The following is an 18,637-nucleotide window of genomic DNA, read 5'->3' as shown; positions in this document are numbered from 1 at the left end:
ATCCGGAGATTTGCACGCTTTAGGAAACGGATTGTTTCGGGGCGTGACCTGGGCTCACCGGCGGCGAAATATGGCAGAAATCAGGCCTGCCGCCAGCGCCGCAGCCGTCGCGCGGCCAGCCCTTTCAGCCAGGGATCACTGATCATCAGCGCGGCGGCATAAACCGCCAGCGCCGGCAGCACCACGCCAAGCGCGCGGGCCAGCGCCGGCAGATGCGCGAAGGTTGGTGCCTCGCGCAGCGCGAGGATGGTCAGCGTGCCCAGCAGGATCGGCGCGACAAGCATGCGCGCCTCGCGCAGCACCTCGCGCCAGTCGATCCCGCCATGGCGGCGCATCAGCCGGTTGCCCGCCGCCACCGCGGCAAGGCCGACGGCGACCTGCGCCCAGGCTACGCCCATCAGCCCGAACAGGGCCCCCAACGCCGTCGCCGCCGCGGCGAGGACCAGGAAGACCAGCGTGAAGCCCGGTAGCCGCCTCACCTCGCCGTTCAGCGACAGGACCGGCTCAATGGCCGCCGAGGGCAGCGCCAGCGCCCGGGCGATGGCGAGCACACCGATAAGCGGCAGCGCCGGAAGCCATTTCGGCCCGAGGAGGCCCGAGATCAGATCCGCCCCCATGAGCCCTGTCCAGATCAACACCGGTACGCCCGCCGCGATCAGAAGCTTGAAATAGAGGTTCGCCTGCCGCTGGAACCCGGTGCTGCGCAGCCCGTGATTGTCGCGCGCCTGCCGGAACATCGACCAGGCTAGAACGTAGCTCGGCGCGCCGATCACCTCGGCCACCGCGCCCACCAGCCGCTGCGCCGCTCGGTAATAGCCCACCGGAGCCGGGCCGAGGAACCCGCCGATCACGAAGGTCGCGATATAGACCCGGACGGCGGAGATCGTGCGGCTGAAGAAGATCTGCCCCGAATAGGCGCAGAGCGACCGGAACTCCGCCCGCTCCATCCCGAAGAGCGGCGCCCGCCGGGTGACCACGAAGCTGATTGCTAGATGCGTGGCCTGGAAGGTCAGCCGCCCATAGACCAGGGAGTAGACGCCATGGCCCTCGTAAAGCGCCGCCACCGCCACCGCCATCCCGAGGATCTCGCCGACGCTCTCGGCGATGGCCGAGCCCCTCAGCCCGTCCTGCCAGATCATCATCCCCTGCTGCGCCGAGGAAACCGTCGCGAGCGCCACCCAGACCGCGAAGAGCAGCAGCATGTTGCCCACCTCGGGGGCCGCATACAGCTGCCGCGCGGCAAGGCCCGCCAGCGCGACCACCACACCAGCCCCCAATCCGGAAACGATCGACACCCCCAGCACCTGCCGCGGCACCCGCTCGTCGCCATGCCATGACATAATGTAGGGGGCCCAGCCGACCTCCGACATCCGCAGCAGCAGCAGCGCACAGGTCGAGACCAGCGCGAAGGTTCCGAACTCCGCCGGCGACAGCAGTCGCGCCGCGACGACGAACAGGATCAGCTGGCTTGCCTGCGAGATCACCCTCTCGGCCACGGTCCAGGCGCCGCCCCCGATCGTGGCGGCGAGGCGCGGGGCCCCGGGTTTGTTGGCAGAATCAGTCACGGTGGCGCCTTGGCTCCCTGCATATGCAATCGGGCCCCCGTGCCCCCGTGCGCGGGTGATTGCATTGGAAGTGGGCCATTGGGGCGGTTCTGGCAATCGCCAATTTCGGGCGGTCCCGGGCGGGGCTGGCGGGCTGCCACCGGGACCAATTAAGAAAAATTAAGGTTATCAATGTGTTGAAATGTGGCGAAATCCTGTCCTGACGTTCGTTTCGCGCCTGGAAACACACAATCAAGCACAAAAGGCTCACGTGACGGGCCCGGCCTGCCGTAGAGGTGGCCTTGGGTATGATTCGGCTTGGCATTCAACCTCTTGGGGGCCAACCGATGTTTCTTCAGATCACGAGAAAGGGCCAAGAGCTCAGCCTCGTCAGTCCCACGCCGATCGCGGCGGAGGGGCTTCTGCCGGAACGTGGCGCAGTTGGGCGCGCTCCGGTTGCCGCGCCGTCGCTGCCGTGGTCGAAGGTCGCCTTCGACCGGCTCGCGGGGCTGGCCGGTCTGGTCTTCTTCGCGCCGGTGCTTCTGGCCATCGCCGCGCTCATCTTGTTCACCGAGGGGGGCCCGGTTCTCTTCGGGCATGAGCGTATCGGCCAGGGCGGCCGCCGCTTTCGCTGCCTGAAATTCCGCACGATGGCGGTCGACGCTGACCGGATGCTGCGCGAGATCCTCGCAAGCGATCCGGCCGCCCGCGCCGAATGGCAGGCCCAGCACAAGCTGAGCCGCGATCCCCGCGTTTCCCGCCTCGGCGCTTTACTGCGCCGCACCAGCCTCGATGAGCTGCCGCAGTTCTGGAACGTGCTCCGCGGAGAGATGTCGATGGTCGGCCCCCGCCCGGTGGTGGCGGACGAGCTTGTGCATTACGGCGTACATCTGGCGGAATACCTTGCCGGCCCGCCGGGCCTGACCGGGCTCTGGCAGGTCTCCGGCCGCAGCAACACGACCTATGCCGAACGTGTCGCGCTGGATGTGGAATATGTCCGGAGCCGCAGCTTCGCCAGGGATCTCGGGATCATCGTGAAAACCGCCCTGGTCGTGCTGAAGCGCGACGGGGCTCGCTAGACCGGAAGGATCTCAGAGGACGTGGACGATGGACAGAGCGACCGACGCCCAGAAGGCGGTGCAGCCCAGCACGACCGCGAGACGGATCGTCGCGGGATGACGCGCCTCCAGCCAGCCCAGTACCGGGCCCGACTGCGCTACCGGCCGCTCGCGCGGCACCGCCCCAAAGGCGGGCAGGCTCTGATGGCTATGGGCTTGCATGGCTCGCACGGGAAGAAACCTCCGGCCTCGATCACAGGATCAGAGCAACAGGAAAATCTGGCGAAATTGCGGCTGGTTCTGGCCATTGCGACGACAGGGCGCCCGAAGATCCTCGCCCAGACGCTGGAGGATCTCGCGCGGCAGAGCCGCAAGCCCGACATGATGGTGATCTCCGTCGCCGAGGCCGAGGATTGCGAGCCCGGCCAGCTGGCGCCGCTGCCCTGGCCCTGCCTCGTGGTGAACGGGCCGAAGGGCCTCTGCGCCCAACGCAACCGCGCGCTGGAGGTGCTGGGGCCGAACGACATCCTGATGATGATCGACGACGATTTCCTGATGGCGCCGGATTACCTCGAGCAGCTCATGCGGCTTTTCGAGGCCCGGCCCGACGTCGCCATGATCACCGGCAAGGTGCTGGCGGACGGCATCTGCGGCCCGGGCTTCGATTTCGCGCAGGGCCGCGCCCGTCTCGGCGCCGCGCTGGGCGACGCGGCCTCGGCGGCGGAGGAGGCCTATAACGGCTACGGCTGCAACATGGCCATTCGCGCCCGGCCGGTGCTGGCGAACGCGCTGCGCTTCGACGAGCGGCTGCCGCTCTACGCATGGCTGGAGGACGTGGACTTCTCGCGCCGGCTTGCCAGCCACGGCCGCATCCTGCGCTCGCCTGCGCTGGCGGGGGTGCATCTCGGCACCAAGACCGGGCGGCAGAGCGGGCTCAGGCTCGGCTACTCGCAGATCGCCAATCCCCTTTACCTGATCGGCAAGGGCACGATGAGCCCCCGGCGCGCCCTTCGCCTGATGGCGCGCAACATCGCCGCCAACCTGCTGCGCGCCGCCCGGCCCGAGCCCTGGGTCGACCGCCGGGGCCGTCTCAAGGGCAACTTCCTCGCCATGGCGGACCTGCTGCGCGGCCGTATGAAACCCGAGCGCGTCCTCGCGCTGGGCTAGCCCCGAACCGGGCCCACCCCGTAGGGTGCGCATTCATTGCGCACCTTCCCGCGCACCTCACCGTTCCAGGCTCGCCTCCACCCGGAACCCCTCGGGGATCCGGTCCTGGCCCGCCAGCACCAGCGCCGCCATCACCTCGCCGACCATGGGCGCCACCCCGAAGCCGATCTTGAAGCCGCCATTGGCGACGTAATGCCCCGCCCGCCCGGGCCAGGGCCCCAGCATCGGCGCCCGGCTCGCCGCCCGCGGCCGCACGCCGGCCCAGCGCGCGACGACCTCCGCCCCGGCAAGCGCCGGCACCGCCGCCACCGCCCGGGCGTGCAGATCATCAAGCTGCCCGTCCACCGTGTCCGCCGCCGTGAAGACCCGCTCGCTGGTCGATCCGATCGCCACCGTCCCATCGGCGTGCGGCACCACATGCAGCCCGCCCGCGAAAAGCTGCGGCAGCGCCCCGGCCTCGTACCGCAGGCTCAGCGACTGACCCTTCACCCCGTTCCCGACCTCGCGCCCGAGGGCGCGGGACAGCTCCGCCAGACCCTCATGCCCGGTGGCCCAGACCACGGCCCCCTCGGCCCGACCCGGCCCAAGGACGATCTCGCCCCCCAGGGCCTCGATCGCCGCCGCCAGCGCCGCCGCCGCGCGCTGGGGGTGCATCCGTGCGCTCAGCGTGTCGTGGACGACAAGCCCAGTTCCGCCCTCCGGCGCCCAGCCCGGGAAGGCCGCCGCCTCGGCCACCCGCCAGACGGCACGGTCGCCCCAGATCTCCCGCGCGCTCTCTGCCCGCGCCTCTGCCAGCGCGACGGCCTTGGCGTCGGCCAGCGGCTGCAGCCGCCCCGTCCGCGCATATCCCGCCGAAAGGCCGGAAAGTCGCTCGATCTCCCGCCAATACCCCTCGGCCATCAACAGGCTTTCCAGCTGAAACGCCTTCTTCTCGTTCCACTGGTCCGGCACATGCGGCGCCAGCGCGCCGACCAGCCCGCCGCTCGATCCCGCGCCGATCGCCCGCGCCTCGATCAGCCGGACGGTCGCGCCCTTGCGCAGGCAGGCATAGGCGACAGACAGCCCGAAGATCCCGCCCCCCATCACCGTCACATCGGCCGTTGCCATCGCCTGCGCCCTTCCGCATTGTCGCGCCCCGGGACTTAGGCCAGATGACAGACGAGAACCAGAGAGCCGAGCTGACATGGCGCGACGGCACCACCCCGGTGTCCGCCCGCTTCGACGATCCGTATTTCTCCCTCGGCAACGGGCTGGAGGAGACGCGCCACACCTTCCTCGCCGGAAATGGCCTGCCGGAGCGGTTCCGCGATGGCTTCCACATCGCCGAGCTCGGCTTCGGAACCGGCCTCAACATGCTGGCGACACTCATCGCCTGGAAGGCCGCGGGCACCCCGGGCCGCCTCCGCTACACCAGTTTCGAGGCCTTCCCGATGGCCGCCCCCGACATCGCACGCGCGCTGCGGGCCTTCCCCGAGGCCGAGGCCCAGGCCGTGCCCTTCCTCGCCCAGTGGGAGGAGGGCAGGACACGCCTCAGCCTCGGCACGATGGAGGTGGAGGTTGTGCTCGGCGACGCGCGCGAAACGCTGCCGGGCTGGGGCGGGCGCGCCGACGCCTGGTTCCTCGACGGCTTCGCGCCCGCCAAGAACCCGGAACTCTGGTCGCCCGAAGTCCTGGACGAGGTCGCCCGCCACACCACCCCGGGCGGCAGCTTTGCAACCTATACGGCGGCGGGCTTCGTCCGCAGGGGCTTGCAGGCGGCGGGATTTCGGGTAGAGCGGCTGAAGGGACATGGGGCCAAGCGGCACATGTCCGTGGGCCGGCTGGACATCACATGACCGAACAGAACAACCGTCTGGGCATCCTCCTGATGGTCGCGACGACCATGGTCTTCGCGGGCCAGGACGGGATCTCGCGCTACCTCGCCTCGCATTACAACGTCTTCATGGTGGTGATGATCCGGTTCTGGTTCTTCGCCGCCTTCGTCATCGTGGCCTCGATGCGCCGCCCCGGCGGCATCCGGCGCGCGGCGGCGACGAAGCAGCCGGCGGTGCAGATCTTCCGCGGCGTGCTCCTCGTGCTCGAAGTCTGCGTGATGATCTATTCCTTCACCGCCATCGGGTTGGTGCAGAGCCACGCGGTCTTTTCCTGCTACCCGCTCCTGATCGCGGCACTCTCCGGCCCGGTGCTGGGCGAGAAGGTCGGCTGGCGGCGCTGGACCGCCATCGGCATCGGCTTCTGCGGCGTCCTCATCATCCTCGCGCCGGGGGTGGAGGTGTTCTCGCCCCTGGCACTGATCCCGCTGGTCTCGGCGCTGATGTTCTCGCTCTACGGCCTGCTGACGCGCTATGTCGCCCGGCAGGATCCGGCCTCGGTCAGCTTTTTCTGGACCGGGGTCGCGGGGGCGGCGGCGATGACCCTCGTCGGCATCTGGTTCTGGGAGCCGATGACGACGGAAGGCTGGATCTGGATGGCGGTTCTCTGCTGCACGGCGGTCACCGGGCACTACCTGATGATCCGCGCCTACGAGGTGGCAGAGGTCGCGGCGATCCAGCCCTTCGCCTTCCTGCAGCTGATCTTCGCCTCGGCCATCGGTGTCAGCGTCTTCGGCGACGCGGTGGCGCTGAACACCGTGATCGGGGCGGTGGTGGTGGTCTCCGCCGGGCTCTTCACCCTCTGGCGCGCCCGGGTGAAGCATGAACCGGCGGTGGTGGTCACCGACCCTTCAGCTCAGCCATGAGGCGGATCTTCAGCGGGTGCCCGGCAAGCTTGGACCGGTAGATCTCGTAGCTTTCCGCCACCCGCATGATGTAGTTGCGCGTCTCGTTGTAGGGGATCGACTCGATCCAGTCGACCGGATCGACGTCGGGAGAGCGCGGATCGCCGTACTTGCTGACCCAGGAGGCCGCGCGCCCCGGCCCGGCGTTGTAGCCCGCGGCCACCAGCGTCAGCGCCGGGCCGAACCGGTCGATAAGCTTGGCGAGATAGGCGCCGCCGATCTTGGCGTTGTAGCTCCCGTCCGTCGTCAGCCGGCCCTCGTCGAAGGCCAGCCCGATCGACCGCGACATGCTCCGCGCCGTCGCCGGCATCAGCTGCATCAGCCCCAGCGCGCCCGCCGGGCTGACGATGGAGACATCGAACTCGCTTTCCCGCCGCGCGATGGCCAGCGCGAGATCGGCCGAGATCGGCAGGTCCGCCCGCGCCAGCCGGGTGACCGGGAAATAGGCGCGCGGCAGGATCACGCCGCGCCCGGCGGCAAGCTTGGCCGCCAGCACGGCGATATCGGGATCGTCATGGGCCATGGCGAAATCGGCGAAGGGGCCAAGCTCCTCCGTCTTCAGCCGCTCGGCCGCCTGCAGGAAGAAGTGCCGCGCCACCTTGTGGTCGCCCGCCTCGTCCAGAAGCAGCGCCACATGGATCAGCGGCGAATGCAGAAAGCTCGCGTGCCGCCAGTCCGGATAGTTGGGCCGCGCCAGCAGCGCGGGGTCGAGCGCCAGCCCCGCCTTCTCGGCCGAAAGCAGGCCGTAGAACGCCGTCTGGTAGCGCGCGCCCAGCAGGTAGTCGTCGCGCGCCGAGGTGGTCTTGCCCAGGGCATCCTCGGCCCGGCCCTCCCAATAGGCCGCGCGGGCGGAACTGATCGGGGTGGTCACGGCTGCCGCCAGCGCCCGGAAATGCCGCAGCGCCAGCGCCGGTTCGTGCAGCTTCCGAAGCGCGATGTAGCCGGCGAGGAACTCCATCTCGGCATAGGCCGCGCCGGGCTTCAGGTGATGCTCGGCGGCCAGCCGGTAGGCCATGTGCGGGTTGCCGCTGGTCATCTCCGCCCGCGCCAGCGCCGCGCGGTCATGCGCCCAGGCAGACGGCTCGCCCAGCGACCGGGCAGAGCGCGACCGCTCCAGCATCAGCTGCGCCGCCCAGTCGTTCTTGTCATGACGCAGCCGGTAGCGGAAGCGGTCGAAGGCCAGCCCCGCGTCATCCGCCTCCGCCTTCGGCACCGCGCGGATCAGGTCGTTCAGGCCATTCTCGCGGCCGGTCTGCAGCGCGATCCGCGCCTTGGCCAGCGCCACGGCGCCCGCGCTCGCATAGGGCAGCATCCGCGTCGCTTCCGTGGTCTGCCCGCGCCACAGCAGCCGCTCGAGACGCCGGTCGTTGTCGGGGGCGAGAAGCCGCGCGTAGCGCTTCAGCTCCTCCGCCTGCGCCGACTTGTCGTAGGAAAGCGATAGCCAGGCGCGGCGCGCCTCCGCCTCCGCCTCGTGGGTCTTGCCAAGCTCGGCCAGCGCGCGCTGGTAGGCCAGAGAGCCATCCGACGTGCGCGGCGCGTGGCCGGCGAAATAGGCGATGATGTCCGTGGGCGGCGTCGTGTTCTTGATCGCCCCCTCGCCCTTATAGCGCAGCAGGCCAAGGCCCGGCCAGTCGGGATGCCGCTGAAGGAAGGCGCCGTATTCGGAAAAATCCCCCGCGCCCGCCCGCAGCCGTTCCCATTCGATCACCGCCCGGCCCATCCCGCCCGCCCCGCGCGCGGCTGCGGTGGCGGCATCCCATTTCTGCTGGTCGGCCAGCTTCTGCGCCTCCGCCATGGCGCGGGTCTCGGGATCGGCCCGCACCGCGACGGGCGCCGCGAGCACGACAAGGGCGAGGGCGGCGGGGACAAGTCTGCTGGCGCGTGACATTCTGGGTGAAACTGTGCGGGGGTTTGGGTTCAGTCGGCGTCGACAGGCTAATTGTACCTCAGCACCCCGCGTCCGCAACACACAAACTTGGCAAGCTCGCGCCGCCCGGCTAGGGTCCGCCGGGTTCGAAGCCGGGCGATTCAGCAAGACGCCCATTGAAGGAGAAGCGTGTCATGACCAACAGGATCAGCGGATCTCTTACCGCCCTGGTGACGCCGTTCAAGAACGGCGCCCTGGACCTGGACGCGCTGAAAAAACTGGTCGACTGGCAGATCGCCGAGGGCACCACGGGCCTCGTCCCCGTCGGCACCACTGGCGAAAGCCCGACGCTTTCCCATGCCGAGCACGACCTTGTCGTGGCCGAGGTGGTCAAGGCCGCCGCCGGCCGCGTGCCGGTGATCGCCGGCGCCGGGTCGAACAACACGACCGAGGCGGTGCGCCTCGCCCAGCATGCAGAGGCCTCGGGCGCCGACGCGGCGCTGGTGGTGACCCCCTATTACAACAAGCCGACGCAGGCCGGGCTGATCGCGCATTTCAAGGCGGTGCATGACGCCACTGGCCTGCCGATCATCATCTACAACATCCCGCCCCGCTCGGTGATCGACATGTCGCCCGAAACGATGGGAGAGCTCGCCAAGCTTCCCCGCATCGCCGGCGTCAAGGACGCGACCGGCGACATCACCCGCGTCTCGAAGCAGCGCGCCACCTGCGGCGCCGATTTCATCCAGCTTTCCGGCGAAGACGCATCGGCGCTGGGCTTCAACGCTCATGGCGGGGTGGGCTGCATCTCGGTCACCGCCAACGTGGCGCCGCGGCTCTGTGCCGAGTTCCAGGCCGCCACGCTCGCCGGCGATTACGCCAAGGCGCTGGAGTATCAGGACCGGCTGATGCCGCTCCACACCGCGATCTTCCTCGAGCCGGGGCTCGCCGGGGCGAAATACGGCCTCTCGCGCCTCGGCATGTGCGGCGAGGAGGTGCGCCTGCCGCTCGTGCCGGTGACCGAGGGCGTCCGCGCCCGGATCGACGCCGCGATGCGCCACGCCGGCCTGATCAACTAGGCCGGGCGCCGCCCGGACACAAACCTTGGAAAAGGTCCCGCGCGCCCGCCGTCCCCGGCGGGCGCGCCCGCGTTTCGGGGGCCAGCGCCGCGCCCTGCCGTGCCCCGGTTTGTCGCAAAACCGTCACGCTCCGTCACATATTGGCAACGCGCCGCTCACAATTCGTTTCCGCCTTTCGGCTACCTTGATTTCGCCAACCGTGGCACAGACTTAAAGGGTAAGGAGGCGATGTCTGCGATGGAATTCCTGCCGGAAGAAGTGCGTGCCGGGCTTGAAGCCGCGCGCAAGAACGATGCCAAGCGCCGCGCCCGCCTGCGTGTGCGGGTGGGAGAGGAAACCTATCCCGTCCTGCGCATCTGGGATCGCGGCTTCGCGCTGGATGCCGAGCAGGTTCCGCATCTGCGCGGCTTGGTCGATCTCTACGACGGCTCCCGCCACCTGATGCAATGCCTGATCGTCGCCTCGGTCGAGGATCGGGGTGAGCTGGTCTGCGATTTCAAATGGTCCCGCGTGGCCGCAGACGATCCGCCGGTGGATTTCGACAAGGACGAGAACGCCCCCGTCGCGCTGATCCCGCCCCGCTGACCCCACCCTGAATGGCCCGAAACAGCGGGCGAAGCCCGCCGGGCCAGCGCCCGAGGCCCCCAGGGCGGGCGCTTCTGGTGAGTCTTCGCCCCGGCAAACCTAAGGGGTTCATTAAACCATAAACGGACAGACCTCGGCCGTCCCTAGCGCCCCCCCCCGCGGTCGGGCGCTGCCCCTCCTCACCGCGTGAGGCGCGCGCATTCATTGCGCAACGCCCTCCACCCGCCAGTCCGATGGCAGCCGGAACGCCGCCGCAAACCCCGACTCTCCCGCCCGCGTCAGCCGCAGGGCCCGGCTCTCCGCCTGCCGCACCACCCAGCCCCGCTCCAGCGCCGAGTCCAGCAGCGCCGCGCCAAGCCGCCCGGCGATATGCGGCCGCCGCTCCGACCAGTCGAGACAGGTCCGGCAAAGCGGCCGCCGGCTCTGCGTCGCCCCCGTCACATCGATGCCAAGCCCGGAAAAGAACGCCTCGCCCCGCTCCGTCACCAGCCCGGCGCCATCGGCAAGCAGCACATGCCCCTCGCGCACCAGGCTGTCGGCCAGCGCAAGGGCCAGCCGCCCGGCCATGTGGTCGTAACAGGTCCGCGCCAGCCGCAGCGCCGCGTCGCGCGGGCCCACCGGGCGGTAGCGCGGCGGCCCGTCCGCAGCCAGCGCCATCAGCGCGTGGATCGCCTGCGCCACATCTGCCGTGGCCAGCCGGTAGTAGCGGTGCCGGCCCTGCTTCTCGACCGCCAGCAGCCGCGCCTCGGTCATCTTCGCCAGATGCCCGCTGGTGGTCTGCGCTGTGACGCCGGCGTGCCGGGCAAGCTCTCCCGCCGTCAGCGCCCGGCCGCCCATCAGCGCGGCAAGCATATTGGCCCGCGCCGCATCCCCGATGAGATGGGCGACCTCGGCGATGGAATTTCCGCTGGGAAGGTTGGTCATCCGCCAAGCCTAGCATCCGCCGGCCCTCCGGTCAGCCGGGAACGCTTCGGTAACGGCCGAAGTATTCCGGCCCGGGCGCCACGCCCGTTTGACGCTCCGTCAGCCCCGGCGGGATCGCGCCTCTTGCCCTGTCGTCGCTTGATTTCCGGGGGCAGGGGGCCTTATCTCGAGCCCGGAAGCCGTGGCGCACGCAGCGGCAAGGACAGGACGGATCCATGCGCAACGCGGCATTGATACTGGGTGTGATCGGCGGGCTGATCGCGATGGTCGTGGGCTTTTTCGGCTACGGCTATACCGAGGTGGTGCGCAATCACGCCGAGGTCGGCCAGATGTTCGGCGAGGTCAGCAACGGCCAGCTGATCCAGGTGACGAGCTTCCTCGCCCCCCTCCTTGCGCTCGCCGGCGGGGCCATGGCCAAGGTCCGCGCGCTCTGGGGCGGGATCCTGATGATCGTCGCGGCGGTGCTGATGTTCAACGCCTTCGGCTTCGGCGTCTTCACCATGTTCCCGATCGGCTTCTGCCTCGTCGGCGGCCTCCTCGCCCTCGCCGCCGGCAAGCCCGACGAGCCCAAGTCGCACTTCTGACACCCGGCGTAGGGTGCGCATTCATTGCGCACCGTTTACCGCCCGTTGCGCAAACTGCCCGACCACCGTCCCGAAATACGGTACATTACGGTGCGAAAGCGGTGCGAAGGCTGTGGTGAATCGGCACCCCGATTTCTCAGCCTTTCCAGCCGCTTGCGCCGCCCGGCCTATTGCAGGTCGGCAAATGCCTTCTGCAGCCGCTCCACCGCCTCTTCCACCAGGCTCCGAGGCGCCGCGATGTTGAAACGCAGGAAGTCCTCGCCCCCGCGCCCGAAGGCCGGCCCACGGTTCACGCCGATCTGAGCCTGCGTCTCCACCCGCGCGGTGAACTCCTCCGCCGCCATCCCGGTGCGGCTGAAATCAACCCAGGCCAGGTAGGTCGCCTCCAGCGGCATCGAGGCCAGCCCCGGGATCGCGTTCACGCCTTCGTCGAAAAGCTTCCTGTTGCCGTCGAGATAGTCCATCAGGTCGTCAACCCAAGCCGCGCCCTCCTCGGAATAGGCCGCCGTCGCCATGATCAGCCCGAAGGAATTGGGCGAGATCCCCAGCGCCATCATCTTCGCCGCGAAGCGCGCGCGCAGCGTCTCGTCCGGGATGATGACATTGCCGCTGTGGCCGCCTGCGATGTTGAAGGTCTTGGTCGTGGCGGTCATCATCACCAGTCGGCCGAGGCAGTCCGGAACCGCCTTCGCCATCACGTGATGCCTGTTGCCCGGGAAGACGAGGTCGTGGTGAATCTCGTCGCTGACGATGGTCAGGTTGTGGCGCTCCGCGAAGGCGGCGATGTCCTTAAGCTCGCCCTCGGTCCAGACCCGCCCGCCCGGGTTGTGCGGCGAGCAGAGGATGAGCATCGTCTCCTTGCCGGTCATCTGGGCGTCGTAGGTGTCGAAATCCATCTCGTAGCGCCCGGAGGCGTTGACGAGCTTGCATTCCACCACCTCGCGCTCGGCAGCTTTGATGACGCGGTGGAAGGCGTGGTAGACCGGCGTGAAAAGCACGACCCCGTCGCCCGGCTTGGTGAAAGCCTCGATGCACATCGCGGTGCCGTTCACCAGGCCATGGGTGGTGAAGATCCAGTCCGGCTCGATCTCCCAGCCGTGGCGGGTCTTCATCCACCAGCCGATCGCGGCCTTGTAGTCCCGGTCGTCGCCGAAATAGCCGTAGATGCCGTGATCCACCATGCCCTGCAGCGCGGCGCTGACGCAGGCGGGCGGTCGGAAATCCATATCCGCCACCCACATGGCAAGGCCCGTCTCAGGCGAGACGCCGCAGGCCATCTCCAGGTTGTCCCACTTGGCGCAATGGCTTCCGCGGCGGTTGATGATCTCGTCGAAGGGATTGGACATGGGCTGGCTCTCCGTTTGGCGCCGACCCTAGCCGCTTCCCCGGCAGGCGCAAGACCGCCCGCCCGCACTGCCGCCTGAACCGTTGCGCGCCCGGCTCGGATCGCCTAAATCCCTCGCATGAGCCTGCGTCCGATCCTCATTCACCCCGATCCCCGGCTGCGCAAGATGTGCCAGCCGGTCGCCGCGATCTCGCCCGAGATCGTGAAGCTGGCCGACGACATGCTGGAGACGATGTACGATGCCCCAGGCATCGGCCTCGCCGCGCCACAGGTCGGCGTGATGACGCGGCTCCTGGTGATGGATTGCGTCAAGGATTCCGAGCTGCCGCCGCGGCCTATGGTGTTGATAAACCCTACGATCACCTGGTCCTCGGAAGAGCGCGGCACTTACGAGGAAGGCTGCCTTTCGATCCCCGACCAATATGCCGATGTGGAACGCCCGGCCGAGGTGAAGGTCCGCTGGCTCACCCTCGACGGCACCGAGGCGGAGGAGCATTTCACCGGCCTCTGGGCGACCTGCGTGCAGCACGAGATCGACCACCTCGACGGCAAGCTCTTCATCGATTACCTGAAGCCGCTGCGGCGCCAGATGATCACCCGCAAGATGGAAAAGCTGAAACGCGAGCGGGCCCGCGCGTGACCGACCCCGCCGACCGCCCGATCCTCAGCTGGCCCGATCCCCGCCTGCGGCAGCGGGCAGAGTCCGTCGGCGCCGTGACCCCCGAGATCCGCGCGCTCGCGGAAGAGATGCTGCGCATCATGTACGCCGCGCCCGGCCGCGGCCTCGCCGGGCCGCAGATAGGCGAGATGCGCCGGATCTTCGTCATGGACTGCGGCTGGAAGGAGGGCACGCCCACCCCCCGCGTGATGATCGACCCCGAGATCGCCGGCGCCTCCGCAGATACCATCACCCGGACCGAGGGCTGCCTGTCGCTGCCCGGCATCCCCGCCGATGTCGCCCGCCCGGCCGAGGTGACGCTGCGGTTCACCACCCTCGACGGCACGCAGGTGGAGGAGCGCTTCACCGGCTTCGAGGCGACCTGCGTCCAGCACGAGCGCGACCACCTCGATGGCGTCCTCTGCATCGACTATCTGGACGCGGCGGCCCGCGCCGCTCTCGACCCCGCACTCGCGGCCCTGGGGCCGGTATGATCCGCCCCTTCCTGCCCTGGCCCGACCGCCGGCTGCAGACCGCCGCGGCCCCGGTCGAGGCGATCACAGACGAGATCCGCGCCATCTGGGCCGACATGGTCGAGACGATGGACGCGATGCCGGGCTATGGCCTTGCCGGGCCGCAGATCGGGGTGATGCTGCGCCTCGCCGTGGTCGATTGTTCCGAGAAGCGCGGCCAGGCCGTCCTGCTCGCCAATCCCGAGATCCTGCACGCCTCCGTCCAGCCGCGCGAGCATGAGGAGGCGAGCCCGAACCTGCCCGGCTTCTCCGCCGTCATCTCCCGTCCCCGTGCGGTGACGGTGCGCTACCTGAACGCGGCGGGAGAGCTGGAGGAGCGCGACTTCGTCAACCTCTGGGCCACCTCCGTGCAGCACCAGATCGATCATGTGAACGGACGGATGTTCTTCGACAACCTCTCGCCCCTGAAGCGGAAGATGTTGCTGTCGAAGGCCCAGAAAAAGGGCCGGCGCGGATGAAACTCGTTTTCATGGGCACGCCCGATTTCGCCGTACCTATCCTCGAGGCGCTCGCCGCCCGGCACGAGGTGCTCGCCGTCTACTGCCAGCCACCCCGTCCCGCGGGCCGTGGCAAGAAGGACCGCCCCAGCCCCGTGCAGGCCCAGGCCGAGGCGCTGGGTCTGCCCGTCCGCCACCCGACAAGCCTCAAGGGGCGCGAGGCGCAGGCCGAGTTCGCCGCCCTCGGGGCGGATGCCGCCGTCGTCGCGGCCTATGGGCTGATCCTGCCGCAAGCGGTGCTCGATGCGCCGGCGAAGGGCTGCCTCAACGTCCATGCTTCGCTGCTGCCGCGCTGGCGCGGGGCGGCGCCGATCCATCGCGCGATCCTGTCCGGCGACGCGGAGACCGGCGTCTGCATCATGCAGATGGAGGCCGGTCTCGACACCGGCCCGGTGCTCCTGCGCCGCGCCACCCCGATCGGGGCGGAGGAGACGACGCAGGACCTGCGCGACCGCCTCGCCGCGCTCGGCGCAGAGGCCATCGTCGAGGCGCTCGAAACCCTCGACAGCCGCACCCCAGAGCCGCAGCCCGAGGCCGGCGTGACCTACGCCGCCAAGATCGACAAGGCCGAGGCGCGGGTCGATTTCACCCGGACGGCGGAGGAGGTCGACCGCCAGGTCCGCGGCCTCTCGCCCTTCCCGGGCGCCTGGATCGAGATCGCGGGCGAGCGCATCAAACTCCTCCGATCGCGGCTTGCCGAAGGGCAGGGGGCGCCGGGCACGGTGCTCCACGGCTTCACCATCGCCTGTGGCACGGGCGCGGTGGAGATCGTCGAGGCGCAGCGCCAGGGCAAGCGCCCGATGCCGGCGGGGGAGTTGCTGCGCGGCCTGACGCTTCCGCCCGTGCTCTGACCGATTCGGCTCAGGCGAGCCGCTTCAGCGCGTCCTTCAGGCGAAAACTGTCGCCTGGTCCACCCCAGATCAGCCGGCCCTGCCAGGCCGCGAAGATCATTGCCGCGCTGTCGCGGGCCTTCGAGCCGCCGCCGAGCCTTAGGGCGATCGCCGCCTCCACCCGCGCGCGCCAGGCCTGGCCCGCGTCATGCAGCGCCCCGTCGCGCAGGTGGCCGGCCAGAAGGCAGATATCCGCCTCCCGCCCGCGCCCGATCAGCTTCAGAAGCACCGGCACGCCCTTGGGGGAGACCGCGGCCTCGCTCTCCGCCGCCGCGGTCGCCGCCTCTATCTGGGCCCAGCCGTCAAGCAGCGCCGCGCGGACCATGCCGTCCTGCGTCGCGAACCTTTGCGCCAGGGTAGAGGCGGCAAGCCCCGTCGCTTGCGCTGCTGCGCCAAAGGAGGCAGCCTTGTCCCCCCCTTCCGCAAGCATTTGCCGAAGGGTCGCAAAGACCGTCTCGTCCGGAATGGTTCGGCTGCGCGACATGCCCGAAAGTCTAGGCGAGCGGATGTTCCTGTAAAGCCTGTTTCAGGGCCTAACCGGCGCTCTTGGCAGCTTTGCCGGCCTTGTAGGGCGCCATGCCGCCGCGGGCGAGCTCGTCGGCGCGCTCGTTCTCCTCGTGGCCGGCATGGCCCTTGATCCACTGCCAGTTGACCGTGTGGCGCCCGCGCGCCGTATCCAGCCGCTGCCAGAGGTCGGCATTTTTCACCGGCTTGCCCTCAGCCGTCTTCCAGCCGCGGCGCTTCCAGTTGAACATCCATTCGGTAATGCCGTTCTTCACATAGGCGCTGTCGGTCACCACCGTGATGTCAGAGGCCCGCCCCAGCGCCTCCAGTGCAGAGATCGCGGCCATAAGCTCCATCCGGTTGTTGGTGGTCAGCGCTTCGCCGCCGGCAAGCTCGCGGGTCTTCACCACCGCCCCGCCTTCGCGCGCGATCAGCAGGACACCCCATCCCCCGGGGCCGGGATTGCCGCTGCAGGCCCCGTCGGTATAGGCGAAAAGCTCCGGCATCTCGGCTCCCATGGTCTAGGCCCGGCCGTCATAGCCGCCCGGCAGGCGGAGGAAAACCCTCGCCTCGGCCTCAGCTGGCGCGGACCCGCGTCGCGATGAAGCGAGAGATCGCTGGGCCGAGCAGCAGCACCAGCACGAACCGTACCGTCTGCAGCGAGATGACGAAGGCAAGGTCGACGTGGCTCGTCGCGGCGATGATGGCGACAGAGCTCATGCCGCCCGGGCTGGTGGCGAGGTAGGCCGTCAGCGGATCGATCCCATCGGCCTGGGAAAGAATCACGGCCAGCAGGCCCGACAGCCCGATCAGCGCGAGGATGGCGCCCGCGATCTGCGGCAGAACCTTGATCGCGTGGCGCAGCACCGGCAGCGTGAACGCCAGTCCGATGCCCCAGCCGAGCACGGCGTAACTGACCTGCAACAGCCAGTCGGGCAGGGCGATCTGGATCAGCCCGGCGGCGTGAAGCGAACCGCCGATGGCCAGCGGCACCAGGATCGTGCCCGCGGCGATCCTGAACCGCCGGGCGATCAGAAGCCCGACCCCGGCGATCAGCAGCGCCGTGATCAGCGCCCGCGTCTCGGGGGCGTCGGCGGTGACGATGGCATGCGCTGTCCCCCCGGGGCGGGCCCAGATCCCCGCGATAATCGGCGCGATGGTCGCCACCAGCAGTACCCGCAGGTATTGCATGAAGGCCACGAGCCGCGCATCTCCGCCGAAGGGCTCCGCCATCAGCATCATCGCCTGCGCCGCGCCGGGCGAGAGGCCCCATATAGCCGTCGTCCCTGGCAGGACGTTGAGCCGCAGCAGCGCCCATCCCATCGCCGTGCTCGCCGCGATGATCGCCAGCACGACGGAGAGGAACAGCGGCGCATGGGCAAGGAAGGTGGTCAGCGCGATCGGCGTGATTGACCCGGCAATCATGCAGCCAAGGAACGCCTCCGCTACCGCCTGCGGCGGGCGCGGCAGGCGGATGTTGCCGCCGCCGACCTGCACCACGATCCCCGCCGCCATCGCGGCCAAAAGCGCCGTGGCGGGAAGGTTGAGACGCTCCAGCGGCAGGATCGCGCCGCCGGTAAGCGCCAGAAGAAGCGCCCAGATCGCCCAGCGGGGCAGTTTGGCAAGGGGGCCCGTGCCTTCGGACCCCGCGCTCACGCCGGTTGCCTGAGAACGCGGGGCACCTTGAACTCCACATTTTCCTGCGCGGTCTCGACCTTCTCCAGCGAAACCTTGAAACGGGCGCGGAACGCGGCGACGACCTCGTCGACCAGCTCCTCGGGCGCGGAGGCGCCGGCGGTCAGCCCGACAGCGGAGACGCCCTCAAGCGCACGCCAGTCGATATCCTCGGCGCGCTGAACGAGCTGGGCGTAGGAGCATCCCGCTGCACGGCCGACCTCGACCAGGCGGCGGGAGTTCGACGAATTCGGCGCTCCGATCACCAGAAGCGCGTCCACATCCGGCGCGATCTGCTTCACCGCCGCCTGTCTGTTGGTGGTGGCGTAGCAGATGTCTTCCTTGTGCGGCCCGATGATCATCGGGAAACGGGCCTGAAGCGCGGCCACGATCTCTGCCGTGTCGTCGACCGACAGCGTGGTCTGGGTGATGAAGGCAAGCTTTTCGGGGTCTCTCACATCGAGCCCCGCCACGTCTGCGGGGGTCTCGACCAGCAGAACCTCGCCCTCGGGAAGCTGGCCCATCGTGCCGATGGTTTCGGGATGGCCGGCATGGCCGATCATCACCATCTGCAGGCCCGCTTCGGCATGGCGGGCGGCCTCGATATGCACCTTGGAGACGAGCGGGCAGGTCGCATCGACATAAACCATCTCGCGCGCCTGCGCGGCGGCGGGCACGGATTTCGGCACGCCATGAGCGGAGAAGATCACCGGGCGGTCCGGCGGGCAGTCGTCCAGCTCCTCGACGAAGACGGCGCCCTTGGCGCGCAGCCCATCGACCACGAAACGGTTGTGGACGATCTCGTGGCGCACGTAGACGGGCGCGCCCCATTTCTCGATCGCCATCTCGACGATCTTGATGGCGCGGTCCACGCCGGCGCAGAAGCCGCGCGGCGCGGCGAGGTACAGGGTCAGGGCGGGCTTGGTCATCGAATTCTCGCAGGCTCCGCACT

The 18,637-nt window shown here is 69.2% G+C and carries 21 protein-coding genes; 11 read left to right on the top strand and 10 right to left on the bottom strand.

The features are described 5' to 3' along the window. Window positions 1-80: 80 nt before the first annotated feature. On the bottom strand, window positions 81-1,565 hold the full coding sequence (locus EIP85_RS09430; protein WP_164871688.1) for an oligosaccharide flippase family protein: 1,485 nt from the start codon (window positions 1,563-1,565) through the stop codon (window positions 81-83). Window positions 1,566-1,891: 326 nt separating this feature from the next. Here EIP85_RS09430 and EIP85_RS09425 point away from each other — a divergent pair, with 326 nt between their 5' ends. Beyond that, window positions 1,892-2,623: a sugar transferase gene (locus EIP85_RS09425; RefSeq protein WP_206615492.1), complete on the top strand. Its 732-nt coding sequence runs from the start codon at window positions 1,892-1,894 to the stop codon at window positions 2,621-2,623. A gap of 12 nt (window positions 2,624-2,635) precedes the next feature. On the opposite strand, the gene EIP85_RS09420 is transcribed toward EIP85_RS09425, so the two are convergent. Continuing rightward, entirely contained in the window at window positions 2,636-2,824 is a 189-nt protein-coding gene (locus EIP85_RS09420; protein WP_127901931.1) for a hypothetical protein, read from the bottom strand. Here EIP85_RS09420 and EIP85_RS09415 point away from each other — a divergent pair. After that, window positions 2,807-3,769: a glycosyltransferase family 2 protein gene (locus EIP85_RS09415; RefSeq protein ID WP_206615491.1), complete on the top strand. Its 963-nt coding sequence runs from the start codon at window positions 2,807-2,809 to the stop codon at window positions 3,767-3,769. The two genes, EIP85_RS09420 and EIP85_RS09415, sit on opposite strands and share 18 nt — an antisense overlap. Window positions 3,770-3,826: 57 nt before the next feature. Here the strand turns inward: EIP85_RS09415 and EIP85_RS09410 are convergent, their stop codons facing one another. Beyond that, the gene (locus EIP85_RS09410; RefSeq protein WP_127901930.1) at window positions 3,827-4,876 is read right to left on the bottom strand and encodes an NAD(P)/FAD-dependent oxidoreductase; all 1,050 of its coding nucleotides are present in this window, start codon (window positions 4,874-4,876) and stop codon (window positions 3,827-3,829) included. A gap of 44 nt (window positions 4,877-4,920) precedes the next feature. On the opposite strand from EIP85_RS09410, the gene mnmC2 reads away from it, so the two are divergent. Together mnmC2 and EIP85_RS09400 are read left to right on the top strand one after the other, a co-directional pair. After that, entirely contained in the window at window positions 4,921-5,604 is a 684-nt protein-coding gene (gene mnmC2, locus EIP85_RS09405; RefSeq protein ID WP_127901929.1) for a tRNA (5-methylaminomethyl-2-thiouridine)(34)-methyltransferase MnmC2, read from the top strand. Then, entirely contained in the window at window positions 5,601-6,506 is a 906-nt protein-coding gene (locus EIP85_RS09400) for a DMT family transporter (RefSeq protein WP_127901928.1), read from the top strand. The genes mnmC2 and EIP85_RS09400 overlap by 4 nt, the downstream gene beginning before the upstream one ends. On the opposite strand, the gene EIP85_RS09395 is transcribed toward EIP85_RS09400, so the two are convergent. After that, window positions 6,481-8,433: a lytic transglycosylase domain-containing protein gene (locus EIP85_RS09395; RefSeq protein WP_127901927.1), complete on the bottom strand. Its 1,953-nt coding sequence runs from the start codon at window positions 8,431-8,433 to the stop codon at window positions 6,481-6,483. The genes EIP85_RS09400 and EIP85_RS09395 overlap by 26 nt on opposite strands. 173 nt (window positions 8,434-8,606) lie before the next feature. On the opposite strand from EIP85_RS09395, the gene dapA reads away from it, so the two are divergent. Together dapA and EIP85_RS09385 are read left to right on the top strand one after the other, a co-directional pair. Beyond that, complete coding sequence (gene dapA / locus EIP85_RS09390; protein WP_127901926.1) at window positions 8,607-9,491, top strand: 4-hydroxy-tetrahydrodipicolinate synthase; 885 nt, start codon at window positions 8,607-8,609, stop codon at window positions 9,489-9,491. A 228-nt stretch (window positions 9,492-9,719) separates the two neighbouring features. Further along, window positions 9,720-10,076, top strand: coding sequence for a hypothetical protein (locus EIP85_RS09385; RefSeq protein WP_422067211.1), 357 nt, complete (start codon window positions 9,720-9,722; stop codon window positions 10,074-10,076). A 201-nt stretch (window positions 10,077-10,277) separates the two neighbouring features. On the opposite strand, the gene EIP85_RS09380 is transcribed toward EIP85_RS09385, so the two are convergent. Next, a complete protein-coding gene (locus tag EIP85_RS09380; RefSeq protein WP_127901925.1) occupies window positions 10,278-11,000 on the bottom strand; it encodes an ArsR/SmtB family transcription factor in 723 nt (240 codons plus the stop codon). 215 nt (window positions 11,001-11,215) lie between these two features. Here EIP85_RS09380 and EIP85_RS09375 point away from each other — a divergent pair, with 215 nt between their 5' ends. Continuing rightward, on the top strand, window positions 11,216-11,584 hold the full coding sequence (locus EIP85_RS09375; protein ID WP_127901924.1) for a hypothetical protein: 369 nt from the start codon (window positions 11,216-11,218) through the stop codon (window positions 11,582-11,584). Window positions 11,585-11,751: 167 nt separating this feature from the next. On the opposite strand, the gene EIP85_RS09370 is transcribed toward EIP85_RS09375, so the two are convergent. Beyond that, window positions 11,752-12,930, bottom strand: coding sequence for a MalY/PatB family protein (locus EIP85_RS09370; protein ID WP_127901923.1), 1,179 nt, complete (start codon window positions 12,928-12,930; stop codon window positions 11,752-11,754). A gap of 117 nt (window positions 12,931-13,047) precedes the next feature. On the opposite strand from EIP85_RS09370, the gene def (EIP85_RS09365) reads away from it, so the two are divergent. The 4 genes from def (EIP85_RS09365) to fmt are packed head-to-tail and all read left to right on the top strand — an operon-like array spanning window position 13,048 to window position 15,468. Beyond that, a complete protein-coding gene (gene def, locus EIP85_RS09365) occupies window positions 13,048-13,569 on the top strand; it encodes a peptide deformylase (RefSeq protein ID WP_127901922.1) in 522 nt (173 codons plus the stop codon). Further along, a complete protein-coding gene (gene def, locus EIP85_RS09360) occupies window positions 13,566-14,081 on the top strand; it encodes a peptide deformylase (RefSeq protein WP_127901921.1) in 516 nt (171 codons plus the stop codon). The genes def (EIP85_RS09365) and def (EIP85_RS09360) overlap by 4 nt, the downstream gene beginning before the upstream one ends. Further along, window positions 14,078-14,578, top strand: a complete 501-nt coding sequence (gene def / locus EIP85_RS09355; protein ID WP_127901920.1) for a peptide deformylase — start codon at window positions 14,078-14,080, stop codon at window positions 14,576-14,578. The genes def (EIP85_RS09360) and def (EIP85_RS09355) overlap by 4 nt, the downstream gene beginning before the upstream one ends. Then, window positions 14,575-15,468, top strand: coding sequence for a methionyl-tRNA formyltransferase (gene fmt, locus EIP85_RS09350; RefSeq protein WP_127901919.1), 894 nt, complete (start codon window positions 14,575-14,577; stop codon window positions 15,466-15,468). Before def (EIP85_RS09355) ends, fmt begins: the two co-directional genes overlap by 4 nt. Before the next feature lie 10 nt (window positions 15,469-15,478). On the opposite strand, the gene EIP85_RS09345 is transcribed toward fmt, so the two are convergent. The 4 genes from EIP85_RS09345 to ispH form a co-directional block, all read right to left on the bottom strand. Beyond that, entirely contained in the window at window positions 15,479-15,991 is a 513-nt protein-coding gene (locus EIP85_RS09345) for a transcriptional regulator (RefSeq protein ID WP_127901918.1), read from the bottom strand. Window positions 15,992-16,040: 49 nt separating this feature from the next. Then, on the bottom strand, window positions 16,041-16,517 hold the full coding sequence (gene rnhA, locus EIP85_RS09340; RefSeq protein ID WP_127901917.1) for a ribonuclease HI: 477 nt from the start codon (window positions 16,515-16,517) through the stop codon (window positions 16,041-16,043). A gap of 70 nt (window positions 16,518-16,587) precedes the next feature. Beyond that, a complete protein-coding gene (locus EIP85_RS09335; RefSeq protein WP_127901916.1) occupies window positions 16,588-17,667 on the bottom strand; it encodes an AbrB family transcriptional regulator in 1,080 nt (359 codons plus the stop codon). Next, window positions 17,664-18,614, bottom strand: a complete 951-nt coding sequence (gene ispH, locus EIP85_RS09330) for a 4-hydroxy-3-methylbut-2-enyl diphosphate reductase (protein WP_127901915.1) — start codon at window positions 18,612-18,614, stop codon at window positions 17,664-17,666. Before ispH ends, EIP85_RS09335 begins: the two co-directional genes overlap by 4 nt. Between the last annotated feature and the right edge of the window lie 23 nt (window positions 18,615-18,637).

Source organism: Solirhodobacter olei, from assembly GCF_004010155.1.
Taxonomy (GTDB): Bacteria; Pseudomonadota; Alphaproteobacteria; order Rhodobacterales; family Rhodobacteraceae; genus Solirhodobacter; species Solirhodobacter olei.
Note: the sequence above shows the minus strand (reverse complement) of the source record. Positions and strands in the feature narration are given on the sequence as shown.

Coding starts and splice junctions, on each gene's coding strand:
- EIP85_RS09395 (WP_127901927.1), bottom strand. CDS start 8,433: ATGTCACGCGCCAGCAGACTTGTCCCCGCCGCCCTCGCCCTTGTCGTG.
- def (WP_127901920.1), top strand. CDS start 14,078: ATGATCCGCCCCTTCCTGCCCTGGCCCGACCGCCGGCTGCAGACCGCC.
- EIP85_RS09375 (WP_127901924.1), top strand. CDS start 11,216: ATGCGCAACGCGGCATTGATACTGGGTGTGATCGGCGGGCTGATCGCG.
- EIP85_RS09400 (WP_127901928.1), top strand. CDS start 5,601: ATGACCGAACAGAACAACCGTCTGGGCATCCTCCTGATGGTCGCGACG.
- EIP85_RS09385 (WP_422067211.1), top strand. CDS start 9,720: ATGTCTGCGATGGAATTCCTGCCGGAAGAAGTGCGTGCCGGGCTTGAA.
- EIP85_RS09415 (WP_206615491.1), top strand. CDS start 2,807: ATGGCTATGGGCTTGCATGGCTCGCACGGGAAGAAACCTCCGGCCTCG.
- EIP85_RS09425 (WP_206615492.1), top strand. CDS start 1,892: ATGTTTCTTCAGATCACGAGAAAGGGCCAAGAGCTCAGCCTCGTCAGT.
- def (WP_127901922.1), top strand. CDS start 13,048: ATGAGCCTGCGTCCGATCCTCATTCACCCCGATCCCCGGCTGCGCAAG.
- EIP85_RS09345 (WP_127901918.1), bottom strand. CDS start 15,991: ATGTCGCGCAGCCGAACCATTCCGGACGAGACGGTCTTTGCGACCCTT.
- EIP85_RS09380 (WP_127901925.1), bottom strand. CDS start 11,000: ATGACCAACCTTCCCAGCGGAAATTCCATCGCCGAGGTCGCCCATCTC.
- rnhA (WP_127901917.1), bottom strand. CDS start 16,517: ATGCCGGAGCTTTTCGCCTATACCGACGGGGCCTGCAGCGGCAATCCC.
- EIP85_RS09420 (WP_127901931.1), bottom strand. CDS start 2,824: ATGCAAGCCCATAGCCATCAGAGCCTGCCCGCCTTTGGGGCGGTGCCG.
- EIP85_RS09370 (WP_127901923.1), bottom strand. CDS start 12,930: ATGTCCAATCCCTTCGACGAGATCATCAACCGCCGCGGAAGCCATTGC.
- ispH (WP_127901915.1), bottom strand. CDS start 18,614: ATGACCAAGCCCGCCCTGACCCTGTACCTCGCCGCGCCGCGCGGCTTC.
- EIP85_RS09410 (WP_127901930.1), bottom strand. CDS start 4,876: ATGGCAACGGCCGATGTGACGGTGATGGGGGGCGGGATCTTCGGGCTG.
- mnmC2 (WP_127901929.1), top strand. CDS start 4,921: ATGACAGACGAGAACCAGAGAGCCGAGCTGACATGGCGCGACGGCACC.
- dapA (WP_127901926.1), top strand. CDS start 8,607: ATGACCAACAGGATCAGCGGATCTCTTACCGCCCTGGTGACGCCGTTC.
- fmt (WP_127901919.1), top strand. CDS start 14,575: ATGAAACTCGTTTTCATGGGCACGCCCGATTTCGCCGTACCTATCCTC.